The organism is Amycolatopsis sp. WQ 127309, assembly GCF_023023025.1.
GTDB lineage: Bacteria > Actinomycetota > Actinomycetes > Mycobacteriales > Pseudonocardiaceae > Amycolatopsis.
In genome coordinates this window covers 8,925,448-8,942,052 of record NZ_CP095481.1, presented here as the reverse complement: position 1 = coordinate 8,942,052, position 16,605 = coordinate 8,925,448, and the positions used below count along the sequence as shown (strand labels likewise).

The 16,605-nt window shown below is 72.8% G+C and carries 17 protein-coding genes; 6 read left to right on the top strand and 11 right to left on the bottom strand.

The annotated features are described in order from the left end of the window. Positions 1 to 20 precede the first annotated feature (20 nt). A complete protein-coding gene (locus tag MUY22_RS39335; protein ID WP_247052256.1) occupies positions 21 to 1,697 on the top strand; it encodes a hypothetical protein in 1,677 nt (558 codons plus the stop codon). Next, entirely contained in the window at positions 1,697 to 2,038 is a 342-nt protein-coding gene (locus MUY22_RS39330; RefSeq protein ID WP_247052255.1) for a type VII secretion protein EccE, read from the top strand. The genes MUY22_RS39335 and MUY22_RS39330 overlap by 1 nt, the downstream gene beginning before the upstream one ends. 9 nt (positions 2,039 to 2,047) lie before the next feature. On the opposite strand, the gene MUY22_RS39325 is transcribed toward MUY22_RS39330, so the two are convergent. Continuing rightward, on the bottom strand, positions 2,048 to 2,833 hold the full coding sequence (locus MUY22_RS39325) for an alpha/beta fold hydrolase (protein WP_247052254.1): 786 nt from the start codon (positions 2,831 to 2,833) through the stop codon (positions 2,048 to 2,050). 73 nt (positions 2,834 to 2,906) lie between these two features. Here MUY22_RS39325 and MUY22_RS39320 point away from each other — a divergent pair, with 73 nt between their 5' ends. Then, entirely contained in the window at positions 2,907 to 3,686 is a 780-nt protein-coding gene (locus tag MUY22_RS39320) for an enoyl-CoA hydratase-related protein (protein ID WP_247052253.1), read from the top strand. Here MUY22_RS39320 and MUY22_RS39315 read toward each other — a convergent pair. The 7 genes from MUY22_RS39315 to MUY22_RS39285 form a co-directional block, all read right to left on the bottom strand. Further along, positions 3,673 to 3,930 (bottom strand): hypothetical protein, encoded by a 258-nt coding sequence (locus MUY22_RS39315; protein ID WP_247052252.1) that lies wholly within the window; start codon positions 3,928 to 3,930, stop codon positions 3,673 to 3,675. The genes MUY22_RS39320 and MUY22_RS39315 overlap by 14 nt on opposite strands. A gap of 11 nt (positions 3,931 to 3,941) precedes the next feature. Beyond that, on the bottom strand, positions 3,942 to 6,560 hold the full coding sequence (locus MUY22_RS39310) for a glycoside hydrolase family 97 catalytic domain-containing protein (protein WP_247052251.1): 2,619 nt from the start codon (positions 6,558 to 6,560) through the stop codon (positions 3,942 to 3,944). Then, positions 6,557 to 7,693: a glycoside hydrolase family 105 protein gene (locus tag MUY22_RS39305; protein ID WP_247052250.1), complete on the bottom strand. Its 1,137-nt coding sequence runs from the start codon at positions 7,691 to 7,693 to the stop codon at positions 6,557 to 6,559. The genes MUY22_RS39310 and MUY22_RS39305 overlap by 4 nt, the downstream gene beginning before the upstream one ends. Positions 7,694 to 7,822: 129 nt before the next feature. Beyond that, positions 7,823 to 8,371: a hypothetical protein gene (locus MUY22_RS39300; protein WP_247052249.1), complete on the bottom strand. Its 549-nt coding sequence runs from the start codon at positions 8,369 to 8,371 to the stop codon at positions 7,823 to 7,825. 99 nt (positions 8,372 to 8,470) lie between these two features. Continuing rightward, positions 8,471 to 9,355 carry a LysM peptidoglycan-binding domain-containing protein gene (locus MUY22_RS39295; RefSeq protein ID WP_247052248.1) on the bottom strand — a complete coding sequence of 295 codons (885 nt, stop codon included), beginning with the start codon at positions 9,353 to 9,355 and terminating at the stop codon, positions 8,471 to 8,473. Between the two features lie 74 nt (positions 9,356 to 9,429). After that, the gene (locus tag MUY22_RS39290) at positions 9,430 to 10,209 is read right to left on the bottom strand and encodes an aminotransferase class IV family protein (protein WP_247052247.1); all 780 of its coding nucleotides are present in this window, start codon (positions 10,207 to 10,209) and stop codon (positions 9,430 to 9,432) included. Next, positions 10,209 to 11,084: a peptidylprolyl isomerase gene (locus MUY22_RS39285; protein ID WP_247052246.1), complete on the bottom strand. Its 876-nt coding sequence runs from the start codon at positions 11,082 to 11,084 to the stop codon at positions 10,209 to 10,211. The genes MUY22_RS39290 and MUY22_RS39285 overlap by 1 nt, the downstream gene beginning before the upstream one ends. 148 nt (positions 11,085 to 11,232) lie before the next feature. On the opposite strand from MUY22_RS39285, the gene MUY22_RS39280 reads away from it, so the two are divergent. Beyond that, positions 11,233 to 11,805, top strand: coding sequence for an MBL fold metallo-hydrolase (locus tag MUY22_RS39280; protein WP_247064349.1), 573 nt, complete (start codon positions 11,233 to 11,235; stop codon positions 11,803 to 11,805). 2 nt (positions 11,806 to 11,807) lie between these two features. Further along, positions 11,808 to 12,449 carry a hypothetical protein gene (locus MUY22_RS39275; RefSeq protein ID WP_247064347.1) on the top strand — a complete coding sequence of 214 codons (642 nt, stop codon included), beginning with the start codon at positions 11,808 to 11,810 and terminating at the stop codon, positions 12,447 to 12,449. On the opposite strand, the gene MUY22_RS39270 is transcribed toward MUY22_RS39275, so the two are convergent. The 3 genes from MUY22_RS39270 to MUY22_RS39260 form a co-directional block, all read right to left on the bottom strand. After that, the gene (locus MUY22_RS39270; protein WP_247052245.1) at positions 12,421 to 12,666 is read right to left on the bottom strand and encodes a hypothetical protein; all 246 of its coding nucleotides are present in this window, start codon (positions 12,664 to 12,666) and stop codon (positions 12,421 to 12,423) included. The two genes, MUY22_RS39275 and MUY22_RS39270, sit on opposite strands and share 29 nt — an antisense overlap. A 72-nt stretch (positions 12,667 to 12,738) precedes the next feature. After that, complete coding sequence (locus MUY22_RS39265) at positions 12,739 to 14,544, bottom strand: YibE/F family protein (RefSeq protein WP_371827532.1); 1,806 nt, start codon at positions 14,542 to 14,544, stop codon at positions 12,739 to 12,741. Positions 14,545 to 14,785: 241 nt separating this feature from the next. Continuing rightward, positions 14,786 to 15,763: a GlxA family transcriptional regulator gene (locus MUY22_RS39260; protein ID WP_247052243.1), complete on the bottom strand. Its 978-nt coding sequence runs from the start codon at positions 15,761 to 15,763 to the stop codon at positions 14,786 to 14,788. 98 nt (positions 15,764 to 15,861) lie between these two features. Here MUY22_RS39260 and MUY22_RS39255 point away from each other — a divergent pair, with 98 nt between their 5' ends. Continuing rightward, positions 15,862 to 16,566, top strand: a complete 705-nt coding sequence (locus tag MUY22_RS39255) for a DJ-1/PfpI family protein (RefSeq protein WP_247052242.1) — start codon at positions 15,862 to 15,864, stop codon at positions 16,564 to 16,566. Positions 16,567 to 16,605 lie beyond the last annotated feature (39 nt).

The following is a 16,605-nucleotide window of genomic DNA, read 5'->3' as shown; positions in this document are numbered from 1 at the left end:
GGAAACGCGAGGGAGCAGCAATGTCCTCAGGCACGGCCGACGACACCACGCGCTACCTGTGCGCGGCGTCCTACCTCGACCCCGGCTACAGCAAACGGGCGATCACCGAGTTCCTCGTCGAGCCCACCCGTCCGGTGCCGCCGTCGACGGGGCTCGACGCGGGCCGCGTGCTCACGGAGGCGGTGCGGGCGCGGGCCCGCCGGAAGAACTACGACGGCCTGCTGGTGCTGCTGATGGCCATCGTCGTCGGGCTGTCGTGGGACAACCCGCTGCTCTACGGCTGGATCGTGCTGTCGGTCGTCCTGGTGGTCGCGCGTTCGGGGAAAGCCGGGTACGCGCCGCAGCGGTCGATCAACCCGAAGATCGTGATCGGCTTCGGCCTCGCCGTCCTGGCCGTGGCGGTGCTGCTGCCCTACGCGGGCGAGTTCTTCGATTCCGGGAGCCGGTCCTCCTCCCGGTACTACGACGACTACGAGCCGTCGTCGACGGGCGGTGACACCGCCCGGACCGTCATCGGTGTCGTGCTGGCCCTGGTCGTGCTGGTGATCGTCACGCTCGAGCGCTGGTCCCTGTGGAACCTGCTGACGACGCGCTTCAAGCGCCACGCCGCCCCCGCGGCCGACAGCGGCAGCCTCACCGGGCTGTTCACCGAAGACTTCCGCGACCAGCTCGCCCGGTACCAGCGCGGTGACGAGTTCGCCGGCGTGCCCGGCGCGCCGCTGGTGGTCTACCGGGGCTACAACCCGTTCGTGGGGGCCGGTTTCCGGCGCGACGCCTGGTCGATGGCGATCCCGCTGGAGCGGTTGGAGGACGACGAGAGTGATCCGGCGACGCGGCGGGAGCTCACCACCGAAACGCTGTACGAAGGGATCCGCGAGGCGATCGGGAACCTCCGCCGGTCGGGCTCGCTGTCGCCGGATCGGCGGCTGGGCGGGCTGACCGTGACCGAGGCGGTGTTCACCCCGGCCGCCGAGCTCGTCGACCACCTGGCCGAGCCGGAGGCCGCGGCGTACCTGCCCGACATCGAGTACCCGCCGCACACCCGGCTCACCGAGGCCGACGTCGACCGGCTCCGGATGGAGCCGAAGGAGTGGGCGCGCTACTACCTGTGCTTCCAGGTCGAGACCTGGGACCGGGATCTCGTGCTCACGACGTTCCTGCACGTCGCGGTGGACGAGACGACGTTGTACGTCGAGTGGACGCCGTTCATGCTGCCGCCGATCCGGGCCGAGTACCGCGTGGTGGACAAGATGCGGCCGGACTCGCTGCGCCCGCTCGGGCAGGGTTTCCTGGCGTGGCTGGAGATGCCCGCGAGCCTGCCCGGCCGGATCGCGAACCTCGCGTCCTGGATCCGGCGGCCGAAGCGCGAGCCCGGCGTCCTCGACCCGGACCGCTACGGCGCCTCGAGCACCCTGCGCGAGCTCGCGTCGGTCAACCTGTTCACCGACTACTTCCAGCTCGTCGACATCGAACGGTACGAGAAGATCATCGAAAGCCGGCTCCTGCCGGCGATCGGCGGCCTGCTCGGCGACGCCGGGTTCTCGACGGCGAAGTTCGAGGAGCAGGCGGCCGTCGTGATCAACAACGACATCACCATCGGCGGCGACAACCGCGCCCCGATCACCCAGACCGGGCAGCGCGGCCCGCGGCCGCGCCCGCCCCGCGCACCCGGCCGCCTGGCCCGGACGGAGGCCTGATGGAACCCCGTATCACGAACAAGGTCAGCATCGGCCGGGACAACTCCGGGCCGATCACCCAGACCGGGATCGACGGCGGTGGCGTGGACACCGCCCTGCCCGCGCTGCTCGGCCTGGTCGAGCGGCTCGCCGCCGACGTGCGCGGTCAGGACCTGGCCAAGCAGGAGGTCCTGGAGGACACGCTGGACGACCTGGCGGCCGACCTGCGCGCGGGCGACGCCGCGGAACCGGCCGTGGTGCGCAGCCGCTGGGAGAAGGTCAAGGGCCTGCTGGGCGGAGTGGTGCAGTTCTCCGAGCTGGTGGCGAAGATCTCCGACCAGGTGCAGAAGATCTTCACCTGAGTCGCCGAGTCAGAGCACCTTCCGCAGCAACGCGGTGACGTCGTCGGGGCGCTCGAGCATGGGGAGGTGCCCGGTGTCGGGGATCTCCACCAGCTCGGCGTTGGGCAAGGACTTCGCGATGTGCCGGGAAAGCTCGATCAGCCCGAGCGCGTCCGACAGGCCGATCACCACCTGGGCCGGGGTGGTGATCCCGGCCAGCCGGTGCCGGGTGTCCGGGACCCGCTCCGTCCACTGTGGAGCGGTCGACAGGCGGTGGTACACCTGCTCGCACATCTCCCGGACCCGCGCGAGCATCTCCGGCGGCAGGACGGACACCTCGCGCGCGGGCCCGGCGACCAGGTACCGGACGTTGGCCTCGGACATGGCCTTCGCGTCCGCCGGGTCGACTTCGCGGGTCAGCTCGGCGATGTCGGCCTGCATGTGGTCCGGCCAGGTGTGCCCGCTGAGCCCGGAGCCCAGCAGCACCAGCCGGGTGACCCGCTCCGGCGCGGCGAGCGCGGTGTCCAGCGAGACCGCGCCGCCCATCGACGCCCCGACCAGCGCGGCCTGCTCGATCCCCCGGGCATCGAGCAGGGCCAGCAGGTCCTCGTGGTGGGCGAACTCGCCGAGGCCGTCGGCGGACTCGCCGAAGCCGCGGCGGTCGTAGCGGATCACCCGGTGCGTGGCGGCGAGCGCGGTGAACTGGGCGTCCCACATCCGGCGGTCGCCGATGGCCGCGTGCAGCAGCACGACCGCGGGCCCCTCGCCCGCTTCGTCGTACCCGAACGTGGTCCCGTTCAACTCGATCGTCGCCATGGGCCCAAGCTAGCGCCGCGACCGCGTCACACACCCGGGGTTTCGCTCAGGGCGAGAAGCTAGGGTGCCGAGCATGACCGACGGATTCGACTTCACGCGCGACGGCGAGGTGGCACGGCTGACCTTCGCCCGGCCGGCGAAGATGAACGCGATCACCTACGGCATGTGGTCGGCGATCCCGGACGTCGTCGCCGACGTCGAGGCCGACGCCACGCTCAAGGTGCTCGTGCTCGCGGGCGGCGGCAAGCACTTCTCGGCGGGCGCGGACATCAGCGAGTTCGGCGAGCTGCGCACCACCGCCGAGGGCGCGGCGAGCTACGACAAGGCCGTCGAAGGCGCGGTGGCCGCGCTGACGTCGATGCGGAAGCCGTCGGTCGCGATGATCCAGGGCAACTGCATCGGCGGCGGCTGCCAGGTGTCGGTCGCCTGCGACTTCCGCTTCGCCGCCGAGGGGTCGCGCTTCGGCATCACGCCGGCGAAGCTCGGCATCGTCTACCACTTCGACTCGACCCGCCAGCTCGTGTCGCTGGTCGGGCCGGCGCACGCGAAGTACTTCCTGCTCTCCGGCGAGCTGATCACGGCGGCCCGGGCGCGCGAGATCGGCCTGCTCAACGACGTCTTCCCGGCCGACGAGCTGGAGGCCTCGACGCTGGAGTTCGTGCGGACGCTGTGCTCGCGCTCGCAGGCGTCGGTTCGCGGGATGAACCGGATCATCGAGAAGATCGTCGCCGGCCAGGAGAGCCCGGACGCGGAGGTCGAGGAGCTGCGGTCCGAGGCCCTGCACGGCGAGGACTACGCGGAGGGCGTCGCGGCCTTCCTGGACCGGCGCCCGCCGAACTTCACCTTCCGCTGAGCAGCACGACCTCGGCGAACCGCGGGTAGAAGCGTCCCTGGTTCACCACGGTGCCCGAGAGGAACAACGGCTCGCCCGAGCGCTCGTGGCTCGCGAGCAACGCGTCGATCCGGTCTTCGCGCCACCGCCGTTCGCCCTCGGGGTTCTCGATCCAGCCGCCGTAGTCGGTGTCGACGGCCCGGTGGCCGCGCCGGATCAGCTCGGCCAGGGTTGTCGACTTCCCGATACCGGACATGCCGGTCACGAAGACCACCGTCACGGTGCCGCGCAGGTGAGCTTCGCGTCCGCCCAGTCGCCGTGGTCGGAGTCCTTGTCGTCGCCGCCGTCGGTGACCTGCAGGGTCAGGCGCCGGACGCCGGTGACGTCGGCCGTCAGCGGGTGGGCGCCGTCGGCCGGGCGCAGTACGGGTGTCTCCGCCAAGACACGGCCGTCGTCGCCGAGGACGCGGAACGCGACCGAAGCGGGCGCCTTCACCTCGTCGTCGACGCCGGTGACCGCCGAGAACGCCGTGCACGCGCCGCCGAGCCACACGGTCACGGAGCTGGGCGCGTTCGTGCCGAGGCCGTGCGCGTAGACCGTGCCGCCGATGGTCAGCGGGTGGCCGTCGCCCTCGGCGGTGTCGCCGTTGGACTGGTCGCGCTCCACCGGGCCCCAGCCGTTCGACGACGCCAGGAACGGCAGCGCGCTGACCTGCGCGGTCCCGGCCGGTACCGGCGGCGGGACGAACACGCTGGTCGCACCCTCGACGTGGACGGCCCGGCCGCGGAAGCGGTAGGTGGCCGCGACCGGCAGGTCGGTCGTGCCCGGGGCGGCCGCGGCGGTCGCCGTGAACCGCCAGGTGCCCGACACGGGCTGCCCGGCGAACAGCACCGGCCGGAAGACCGGGCGTCCGGTCACCGTCCAGCCCGCCGGGGCGGCGGGCCCGAGTTCGACGTCGAGCAGCGGTGCTCCCGCGGGTAGCCGGAAGGTCGCCTTGACCTCGACGATCGTGCCGGGGTGTGCCTCCGCCGTCGCCGGGGTGACGCTGAGGCTGGTCGCCGGCACCTGCCGGACCTCCTCGTCGCAGGTCGTGCGGCCCGGCCACGCGGGGCAGAGGACCGTGACGAACCCGCCGTTCTTCGCGACCGGCACGCTCAGCCGGCCGCCCGCGGTGACCGCCGACTTCTCGCGCAGCAGGCCGGCCGGGCCGTCGCGCAGGGTGTCGGCGAGCCAGCGCCCGTGGCCGAGGAAGTCCAGTGGCGCGTCGACGGTCTTCGCCGGGCCCGCCTCGATGCCGCCGACGAACCAGCGGTCGCCGGAGCGCTTGGCGAACACCGCCTCCTGGCCGGGGCGGCCGGACAGCAGCCGCGTCTCGTCCCACACCGTCGGCAGCTGGTCGAGCGTGTGCAGGGCTTCGGGGCGGGCCTCGTAGTTCTCCGGCTTGTCCGCGCCGTGCTGCCAGCCGGACTCGTAGACGAAGAACGTCGCCACCTCGTGCGCGTCCGTGGTGTCCCGATCGGCCACGACGAACGCCGTCGGCGTGTAGTCCATGCTGCCGACCACGTTGCGGGTGAAGGGGAACATCGTGTTGGTCGACGCCCGCGTCTTGAACTGCTCCGCGCCGCGCACAGCCTCGAAGCTCATCACGTGCGGCCAGGTCCGCTGCAGGCCGCGGGGGATGGTCGCGCCGTGGAAGTTGATCATCAGCCGCTGCTGCGCGGTGGCCGCCGCGATGTCGTCGTAGAACCGGAACCGCGCCTGGGTGTCGGAGTCCATGAAGTCGACCTTGATCCCGGCCGCGCCCCACGACTTGACCAGCGGGAGCCACTTCGCGCGCTCGGCCGCCGTGTCGAGGGTGGTCCAGCGGAACCACAGGATCACCTCGACGCCGCGGGCCCGCGCGTACCGCACGACGTCCGGGACCCAGGACGCGTCCCAGCCCTCGTCGATGAGCAGGTACGGCCAGCCGTTGCGGGCGGCGAAGTCCGCGTACTGCTTCTGCCGCGCGGGATCGCTCGGACTGTCGTGTTCGGACAGCCACGACCACGCCACCTTGCCGGGCCGGATCCACGACGTGTCGGTGAGCTTCGACGGCGGCGCGAGGTCGTCGACCAACGTGGACGCGGTCACCGTCGCGAGGTCGCCGGTGATCGCGACCCGCCACGGCGTCGCGAACGGCCCGGCGGCGGTGACCGAGGCGTCGGCCAGCTTGATCGCGTAGTCCGCGGTGCCCGCCGCGTGCGTCAGCCGGGCGCCGGAATACCGACCGTCCACATCGGACTCCGTGAGCAGCGTGTAGCTCCCGGCGCCGGTGTCGAACAGCGAGGGGAAGCCGTAGTCGCCCGCCTTCGCGCCGCTCGCGGTGGTTTCGACGCGGACGTTCTCGTAGTTGGGGGAGTAGGGCAGCAGCCAGGCGGGCGCGGTCGCGGGCAGGGTGAACGCCGACGCCTCACCGGTGATCGTCACCGGCCCGGCGCCGGGCAGCGCGTACCGGTAGGCGACGCCGTCGGCGGCCGCGCGCACGACGACGTCGAGCCGGGTTTCGCCCGCGCCGGCGAAGGACAACGTCGTCTCCGCCGCCCGTGCGTGCCGGCGCAGCTGCTTGCCGGTCGTCATCGTGTAGCGCTCGTCGACGATCCGGTCGGTGCGGCGCACGAACCGCAGGTCGCGGGTCAGGTCGGCGGTCTTCGTCCGGACGCCCAGCGGCGCGGGCGCCAGCACCGTGGTGGCGCCCCGGGTGGCCGCGAAGGTCAGCCCGCCGTCGCCGGTGCGGGCGACCGCGGCGGTCACCGCACCGGTCAGGCTGACCGTCCAGCGGTCGGCGGCGTCGGCGGGCATCGTGGTGACCAGGGTAGCCGTCACGGCCAGGACCAGGCCCGCGGCGGCGCGCCTCATCGCGCGGCCCCGGCCAGCTGCTCGTTGAGGTAGAGGAACGCGCCGAGGCCGTGGAAGTCGTTGGTGGCCCGCGGCCGGTCGAGGTAGTAGCGGCCGTTGCCGACGTTGGTGCCGACGCTGATGTCCGTGATGGCGGTGGTCCCGTCGGCGGCCTGGGAGACCTTCGCGAGCACACCGGCGTACCCGCGGGCGATCACCGGCCGGTACTCCGGGCCGACGTACCCGCGCTGCACCGCGCGGGACAGCGTGTAGGTGTACAGGCTGGAGCACGACGTCTCGGTCCAGTTGTCGGCGGCGGTGGGCTTGACGGTCAGCTGGAACCACCGGCCGGTCGCCGGGTCCTGCCAGCGGCGGAAACCCTGGGCGAGGTACCGGACGATGCCGACGAGGGCGCCGCGCTGCGGGGCCGCCGCGGGCAGCGCGTCGAGGACGTCGACCGTGGCCGCGCCGAACCAGCCGACCGCGCGGCACCACACGTCCGGGGACAACCCGGTCACCGGATCGGCCCAGCTCTGCTTCCGGCGCTCGTCGTACGCGTGGTACAGCAATCCGCTCGGATGCCGCAGATGAGTGAAATAGGTGACGAGTTGTTCGGCCGATTCGGTGGTGCTCGCGGCGTCGCCGACGGCCTTTCCGTACCGGGCCAGGAACGGGTCGAGCATGAATGCGCCGTCGGCCCACAGCTGGCCGGTCAATCCCGTGTTGTGAATGAATCCGCCGTCGGTGGTCCGCGGGTACGTCGCCAGCCGGTCGTGGATCCGCCGCGCGGCCAGCGAGTAGCGCGCGTCGCCCGTTTTGGTGGCCAGCACGAGGAAGACGTTGCCCGCCAGCATGCTGTCCAGGTCGTTGTACGGGTTGCCGGTGCCGCCGTCCGGCTGCACCTTCGCCGCACCCCAGGTTTCGAGGTAGTTCAGGTAGCGGACGTCGTGCGTGCGCTGGTAAACGCGGTACAGGCCCAGCAGGAACAGGGCGTCGGTGTAGCCGAGCCCCAGCGACGCGGCGGGGTGCGCGGCGATCGTGGAGTCGGCGACGGCGCGCGACCAGTCGGGTGGTGCGGCTTCGGCGGGGTGCCCGAGCAGGGTCAGTCCGAGAACGGCGGCGAGGACGACGCGAAGTGTTTTCCGGAACGCCAAAGAACCCAGCCCCTTTGCTGCGCGGAAAGAGCGGCGGCGGTGTCGGTCATCGATCTTGCGCGACCGTTCCGGAGCCGGTCAACCGCCCGCGGGGGGAAACGGCCGGACAACGCGGGACTAATAATATCGTCAAGCGTCCAGGTAGCCGCGGAAATGCTCGGCGACGACGTCGGTGACGCCGGCGGGACCGAGCCGGCCGTCGATCTCGATGACCCGGATGCCCAGCTCCCGCGCGGACCGCACGGCCTGCGCGGCGAGCATCCGGTCCCGCGTCAGCACACTGCGCTGCTCCGGGATCGCGGGCTCCTCCGGCCGGTGCCGCAGCTGGTGCTGGCGGAACAGCTCGGTCGGCACGAGCACCACCATCCGGCCCGGCGAGTCCACCAGCGGCGCGACCAGCTCCGGGCGCAGCCCCCAGCCCTCGGCGACGATCGGCCGCGGCGACGTCAGCACCCGCAGATCGGCCAGCGCGCAGTCGAACCCGTGCCGCACCTCGGTCATCAGCTGCTCGCCGGCGGAGACGTCGCCGCCCGGGGCGGGCCGGGTCCGGTGGTCGTGGTGGTAGGTCGTCAGGCCGTGCCGCTCGGCGAGCAGCCGGGCGACGGTGGACTTCCCGGTCCACGGGGCGCCGCCGATCCACAGCGCCTTCCGCAGCGTGCCGAAGGGATCCCAGGTCATCAGACGACTATCGCGGGCGCGGCGGGCCGATGGCCAGTGTTCCGGCGCCGGTTGATCCGTTCAGCGCAGAGTGACGCGGCCCGCACGCACGCGCCGGCGTCAGTCGCTTTCGTCGTCCACGACGAGCACGGTGGCGCCGTCCGGCTCGCGGGCGGGGCCGATCCGGAACCGGAACTGCGAGCCGGGCCGGATCGCGGCGATCACCTGGGTGTCGGCCGTGTCGAAGAAGATGATCGAGTGCTCGGCGGTGATCGGCTCCTGCCGCAGCACCACCGGCAGCCGGTCGGACGACTGGTCCGGCCGCGGCAGCGGGACGACCACGGGGATCGGGAGCGTGCCGCTGACCGAGCCGGACCCGTCGTCGTGGTCGTGGTCGTCCGGCTCGGGCCAGCGCGGCTCGAACCGCTCGACCGGTTCGAACGACTCGCGAGGCTCGGCCGGCTCGAACGGCACCGGCGGGACGACCCGCGGCCGCCGTCGCCACCAGAGCCCGGCGATCAGCCCGGTGAGCAGGCCGCCGGTGCCGCTGACCGCGGACGCGAGCCCGGCCCCCAGCCCCGGTTCGGCCGGCTGGGGTGCCGCTGCCCGGGCGGGCGGGGCGGCCACCGGGGTGGCCGGGAGCGGCCCGAACTTCACCGCGGGGTCGCGGGCGTCGTCGGGCAGCTGGAGGACCTGGCCCGGCTCGATCGCCGTGGGGTCGTCGAACGGCGTGCCGTCGGGGCGTGGCCGGCCCCGGTTGAGCGTGAAGATCTCCTGGAACCGGTTGCCGTCGCCCAGCGCCTGTTCGGCGATCTTGAACAGCGTGATGTCGTCGGGGTTTGCGGCATGGGGGACGACGAAGTACTTCACCGACGGCGGGGGCGGCGGCGCGGACTGGGCCAGCGCGGGCCCGCCGGCCAGCACCGCGAACAGGGCACCGGCGCAGGCGGCCTGGCCGGTGCGCCCGAGGACGCGGCGCACCGCGGGAACCCGGTTTTCGGCCATCGTCGCCCACCCTCTCCCCAGTGGCACAACCGGCCCCGGTGTTCCCCTCTACACGGGGCGGGTGGTGGCGTGGTTCAGATTTCGTCCCAGGGCACGGTTTCGTAGGCCTCGGCGAGGAGCCGCACGGCGCGGTCCGCAGGCGGCAGCACGAAGTCGTCGACGGCGGTGACCGGGCGGCCCGGGGTCTCGGAGTTGGTGACGAACATCGCGTCGAACCCGGGCAGGTCGGCGGGCCGGACCTCGCGCGTCTCCTGCGGGACGCCGAGCCGGGCCAGCGCTTCCCGCTGCACGAGCATCGTGATCCCCGGCAGCACGGCCGCGTCCGGCCAGACGACCGTGTCGCCGGCCAGGAAACCCGCGTTCCAGATGGACGCCTCGCTGATCCGGCCCTGGTGGTCGACGAACAGCGCGTCGTCGTAGCCCGCGAGCTCGGCCTGGCGGGCGTGGTGGATGAGGCCGAAGGTGCCGAGGTGCTTGACCTGCGGCAGGTCCCGCTCGTACCGGACCGTCCCCAGGCGCAGCGGCGCCGGGTCGACCGGGTGCGGCGGCAGCGTCCGGACCAGGATCTCCGGCTTCAGCGGCTCGTCGAAGGACCGCGTGAGGACCACCACCCGCACGGACAGCGCGGCTTCGTCCGCGATCGCCCGCCGGACGTAGGAGCGCACCAGATCGGTGTCGAGCTCCGCGCCGAACAGCAGGCGGGTGCTCGAGGTCAGCCGGTCCAGGTGGTGGGAAAGACCGCGGACCCGCCCGTCCCGGACCTGCATCGCGGTGAAATGACCGTAGGAGGTCATCCCCGCGACGAAGGCGCCCGGGCCGAGCGGGTCCCCGTTGAGCTCGATGCGGTGCGGCACTACTGGACGGTGACGCCCGTGAACTTCACCTGCTTGGTCGGCGCACCCGTGCCGTCCTGCGGGTTCGGGTTCGCGATGCCGGCCTTGGCCACCGCGTCCAGCACCTTCAGGCCGTCGTCGCTGATGCTGCCGAACACCGAGTAGTCGGCCGGCAGGCCCTCGGCGTCGCCGTAGACCATGAAGAACTGGCTGCCGCCGGAGTTCGGGGCCTGCGTCTTCGCCATCGCGAGGATGCCGCGGCCGTACTTGATCTCCGGGAACGCCTCGTCCGGCATCGTGTAGCCCGGGCCGCCCTGACCGTCGTTCGTCGGGTCGCCGGTGGCCGAGGGGTCACCGCACTGCAGCATCTGCAGGCCCTCGGTGCCGAGCCGGTGGCACATGGTGTCGTTGTAGAAGTTCTGCTTCGCGAGGCTGATGAAGCTCTGCACCGCGCAGGGTGCGAGCGCCCGGTCGAGCGTCAGCGGGATGTCGCCCGCGGTGCTCTTCAGCGTCACGTTCACCGTGCCGGTCGACGGGACGTTCTTGCCGTCGGGCAGGTTCACCTTCTTCGGCGTCTTGCCCGTCGTGTCCGCTTTGAAGTCGCACGTCGTCGGGTTCGGCAGCGCCGTCGTCCGCTTCGGTGTCGCCGCGCGCTGCGTCGGGATCTGGACTTCGGTCGGCGGCGGGGCGGCCGAGGACGACGCGGCCGGATCGGCGGTGCTGTCACCGCCGTTGGCGCTCACGATCCACACCACCACGCCCGCGACGACGAGAACAGCTACGCCGACGACACCAGCGCCGATTCTCCTGCGTCGCTTCTGCTGCTCCAATCGGCGCTCGAGTTGCCTCTCGAGCTTGCGCTTCGCAGCTTCGCGGCGCTGCTGGTTGGTCGCCACCCCGTACCCTCCCAGGTTTCCGCTCGTGTCACACGTCTGAGGTAGCGGCAGTGTATGGGCACAGCCTGTGAGGACCATGTACAGGGCCCGCTAGTCTCAACCTGATCGTGATCGGCGCCATCCGGCGCGGATGTCCGGGAGGCGTTCGGTGCTCGTCGTCGGCTTCGGCAGCGGCCCGCTGCAGGCCAACTGCTACCTGCTGGCGGCGGCCGCCGGCGGGCCGTGTCTGGTCGTGGATCCGGGGCAGGAGGTGGCCGCGCCGCTGGCCGCCGCGCTCGCCGGGCACCGGCTGGTCCCCGCGGCGCTCGTCGCCACCCACGGCCACCCCGACCACGTGGCTTCGGCCGCGTCGCTCTCGGCCGCCCACGGCGTCCCGCTGCACCTGCACCCCGCCGACGCCCCGCTCTACGACGGCGAGAGCGTGCCGCTGGAGGCGGGCACCCACCGCCTCGCCGGGCTCGACGTCGACGTCCGGTCCGCGCCGGGGCACACGCCGGGTTCGGTCGTTCTCGCCCTGGAGACGGCAGAAGGCGGTCGGCTCGCCCTGACCGGCGACACCCTGTTCGCCGGGTCGGTCGGCCGCGGGGACGTCGAGGCGTCGCTGCGGGACCTGCTGGCGGGCTTCCCGGACGACACGGTGGTGCTGCCGGGCCACGGCCCGGCGACGACGATCGGGCGGGAACGCGCGGGCAACCCGTTCCTGGCCGGGACGGGGGCGTGAGCATGGCGGAAGAGACGCCGGAACGGCTGCCGCTGTTCGAGGAGGACGCGCGCGGACGCCGTCGCCGCGGGATTTCCGGGCTGATCGGCGTGGTGATCGTCGCCGCCGCGTTCGGCGGGGTCGCGGGGCTGATCGGCGGCACGGTGATCGGCCTGGTCGTCGCGCTCGTGATCGCCCTGCCGCTGGCCTACGTGATGGCGGTCAGCATCCGGCGCCGCGTCTGGCTCGAGGGCTCGACGCTGATCGTGCGCACGTGGGGGCTGCGTCGCGTCGACCTCGTCACCGCGACCCGCCTCGACCTCGTGATCGGCGACGTCCGCGGCACCCGCACGGTCAGCCTGCTGGTCAACGCGGGCAACCGGCGGCAGGTGGCGAAGGTCGACCTCGCCGTGTTCTCCGGCACGGGCGGGCGCGAGCTGGGCGTCCTGCAGCTGCGGAAGCTGGCCAACGCGCTGATGAACAACACCGAGGCGAACGGTCTCGTCTTCGGGGAGCTGCTGGTCTCCGAGCTGAAGGCCGAGGCCCGCGGCGGCGGCGTCGCGGACCGCCCGCTCTACCGGCTGGCGTCGGTGGCGCCGTCGGGCAAGTACGTGCAGCGGTTCACGATGGAGGCCGTCAGCCGGTTCGTGGCGACTCTCGACTGACGTCGCCGTCCGGCTCACGAAGCTGTTCCAGCTGGTAGACGAGCTCCGGGACCTCCTGCGCGATGTAGGCGGTGAGACGTTCGACCTGGTGCAGCGTCGCCCGGACGTCGTCGAGGGCGGTGGCGATGCGCGGGATCGACTCGACGGCCTGGACGGTGGCCGTGACCAGCCGCAGCACGCCGCGCACGAGCTGGCGGGGGCAGGCGAGCACGGACATGGCGGCTCCCGGGTCGGGTACCGCCTTCCTACCGCGTGCGGGCGCCGCTGTCGCGCCCGGGGCTCGCCGGTGTTACGGGTGGGACGGAACGGTTTTCGTGGTGCTGCTGAGGTACGTCGCGGGCTCGCGGGAGGCGATCAGCGCGGCCAGGACCGTCGTCACCGGGACGGCCGCCACGATGCCGACGCTGCCCGCGAGGGTGCGGATGATCTCCTGCGCGATCTCCTCGCTGCCGAGCAGCGCGCCCAGGCCGACCCCGGAGATCGACGAGTACAGCAGCACCGGCAGCGCGGCGCCGGCGTAGGCCATGACCAGGGTGTTGACCGCCGAGCCGACGTGGTCGCGGCCGATCCGCAGGCCCGAGCTGTACAGCTCCCGCCAGCTCAGGCCGGGGTTGGCGCGGCGCAGCTCCCAGACGGCGCTGGTCTGGGTGACGGTGACGTCGTCGAGCACGCCGAGGGCGCCGATCACGACGCCGGCGAGCAGCAGCCCGCGCGCGTCGATGCCGTGGCCGAGCGAGCCGATGAGCGTCGAGGTGCTGTCGTCGAGCCCGGTCAGCGACGCCGCGGCCGAGAAGATCGCCGAGAGCACGCCGATCAGCGCGAGGCTGACGAGCGTGCCGAGCACGGCAGCGGACGTTCTCGCCGTCAGCCCGTGGGTCAGGTACAACGCGATGAACATGATCGCGCCCGCGCCGACGATCGCCACCAGCAGCGGGTTTTCACCCGAAAGGACGGCCGGCAGGATGAACAGCGCGATCACCGCGAAGGACAGGCCGAGCGCGACGAGCGCGGCGAGGCCCTGCCAGCGGCCGAGCACCAGCACGGCGACGGCGAACAGCGCGGCCAGCACGAGCAGCGGGGTGCCGCGCTGGAAGTCGACCAGCTGGAAGCTCGACGGGTCGGCCGCGTTCCCGCCGTTGTAGGCGAGCACGACCGCGTCACCGGCGGCGAACCGCGGGGTGCTGGGCTCGATCGGCACGGTCAGCTGCAACGGTTTCCCGGTGGCCGGCCCGTCGGTCATGGTGAGCGCGACGGTCAGGCACGGCTTCGCGTTCGGATCGGTCTGGTCCCCGACCTGGACCTGGCCCTGAGCGAGGCACGGCCCGGTGGCGGTGGTGGTGATGGACGCTTTCACCGGCGTCCCCTGCGGAACGACACTCGTCGGCGACGGCTTGCCCCACGGGTACAGCACGAGCATCCCGACCACGGTGGCGAGCGCCAGGGGAGCGAGCATCCAGATCAGCAGCAGCCGGACCCGCCGTGACGCCGGGGCGGCGGGCCCGTGGCCGTGCCCATGACCGTGGCCGTGCCCGGCGTCGGATTCGGGTTTCGGTGCCGCGGCCCGACTCCCGGGACGCACGCGGCCATCGGCGACCCGCTGTGGCCCGGTGTCGCCCCGGTTCGCCGCTCGCTGTGGCCCGGTGTCGCCACGCTGGGCCGCTCGTTGGGGCCCCGTGTCGCCTCGTTTCGCCGCTCCCCGCGGGGAGTCGGCGTCGGCCGGAGTCGCCGGAATCCGCTGGGCTCCCGTGTCGGCCGGCCTGCGGGGGATTCGCTGGGCGCCGGTGTCCGTCGGCTTCCCGGGAATCCGCTGGGCGCCGGTGTCGGTCAGGTTCCCGGAGGTCCGCTGGGATCCCGTGTCGGCAGGCTTTCGTGGCACCCGCTGGGTTCCCGTGTCGGTCGGCTTCCCGGGGACCCGCTGCGCTCCGGTGTCGGTGCGTCGGCGCGGGGCCGCGGGCGTTCCTTCCGGGGGCGTCCGGCGGGCCGGTTTCCGGGGCGTACCCGGCGTTCCGGAGGTCCCGCGGGCCGGGGAAACGGGCACCTCGTCGGTGACCCGGCGAATCGGGCCGGTTTCGTCGTCGAGGTCGGGGCGGTCCACTCGCACATCCTGACAGCGGGAGCCGCCGGCCCACGCAACGGGCCGCCGACGGCCCGGTTCGTCCGGATCCGCCGTGTCGACCCTTCAATCACGCGTGTCGACCTGCTGATCACGCGTGCCGACCCTTCGATCACGGCCGCCGACCGCCCCGGCCCGCGCGATCCGGAGCCGACTCGCGTGATTGAAGGGTCGACACACGTACACAGGCGGACAACTCACGTGTCTGGAGGGTCCGCCGGCGTTAGCTGTAGGCCTGGCGGACGTGGACCCGGCGGTACGCCGACGGTGGGGTGTCGAAGTGGTCCAGGAAGGCCTGCCGCAGGGTTTCCGTCGAGCCGAAGCCGCAGCGGCGGGCGATCGTGGCCAGCGGGAGGTCCGTGCCCGACAGCAGGCGCGCGGCGTGCTCGGTGCGGATGGTGCGGACGTAACGGCCGGGGGTGGTGCCCAGGTGGGCGTCGAAGAGACGGGTCAGCTGGCGGGTGCTGATCCCGGCGCGGGCGGCCAGGGCCGGGGTGCCGAGGTCGTCGTCGAGGTGCTCGGCGATGTACGCCGTGAGGTCGCGGACCTCGCGGTGCTCCGGCGGCGGCCCGGCCAGGAACAGGCTCACCTGCGCCTGGTTGCCCGGCCGCTGCAGGTACGTCACCAGCGCGCGGGCGGCTTCGCGGGCCAGCGTCGGGCCGTGGTCGGCCTCCACCAGCGACAGCGTCAGGTCCAGTCCGCTGGTGACGCCGGCCGCGGTGTAGACGTTGCCGTGGCGGACGTACAGCGGCACCGGGTCGACCGTCACGCTCGGGTAGTCCGCGGCCAGCTTCGCGGCGTACCGCCAGTGCGTGGTCGCGCGCCGGCCGTTGAGCAGCCCGGCCGCGGCGAGCACCTCGGCGCCGGTGCACACCGACGCGACGCGGCGGCTCGTCCGGGCGAGCCGCCGGATGTGGGCTAGCACGCGCTCGTCGGCCGCGGCGGCCGTGCTGCCCCAGCCGCCGGCGACGACGAGGGTGTCCAGGTCCGCGGCGACCTGGTCGAGCCGCAGGTGCGGCTGCAGGATCAGGCCGGAGGCGGTGTGGATGGCCTGGCCGTCGAGGTTGGCCAGGCGGATTTCGTACGGTGGCCGGGCGCCGAGCCGGTTGGCGGCGTCGAACACATCGGCGGGGCAGGCGATGTCCAGCAGTTCGGCGTCGGGAAAACCGACGATCACGACCCGTCTGGGTGACCCTGGCATGGTCGGACGCTAGCACCCCGGCTGGCGCTCGGACGCGGTTCGCAGGATTCCGGACATCACGACTCCGGCAGGACGGCGTCCCCGCCAGGGTGGGGGTCATGACCGATGAGCAGAAGACCCTCGCTTTCGTCGTCTACCCGGGGCTGACGCCGCTGGACCTGGTGGGCCCGCTGCAGGTGCTGAGCGCGCTGGCCCAGCTCGACCCCACCTACCGGACGGTGGCCGTCGGCGCCACCACGGAGCCCGTCGCCACGGACACCCCGCTGCGGATCGCGCCCAGCCACACGTTCGACGAGGTGCCGGCGCCGTTCGCGGTGCTGGTGCCCGGCGGCGGCGTGCCGACGATTCACGCGATGGCCGACGAGCAGCTGCTGGCCTGGTTGCGCACCGCGGCCGCCGGAGCGGAGCTGATGACGTCGGTCTGCACCGGCTCGCTCGTCCTCGGCGCGGCGGGGCTGCTGGAGGGGAAGCGGGCGACGACGCACTGGATGTTCCGCGACCTGCTGCCCGGTCTGGGCGCGACGCCGGTCGCGCAGCGGTGGGTCGAAGACGGCGACGTGATCACCGCGGCGGGTGTGTCGGCCGGTATCGACCTCGCCCTGCACCTGGTGGAACGGCTGGCCGGGCGCGAGGTCGCGAAGACCGTCCAGTTCGGCATCGAGTACGACCCGGAGCCGCCGCAGGGGGCGCTGGACTGGGACAACCCGCCCTACGGCGACCTGAAGCCGCTTCGCGAGCACACGCTGCGCGAAGGCCTCGCCGAGCACCCGCGGCTCCTGGAACGGCTGCTCGCGCACGCCTGAGGCGAACGGCGTCGGCCATCCGGGTGAGTGGTCTTCCCG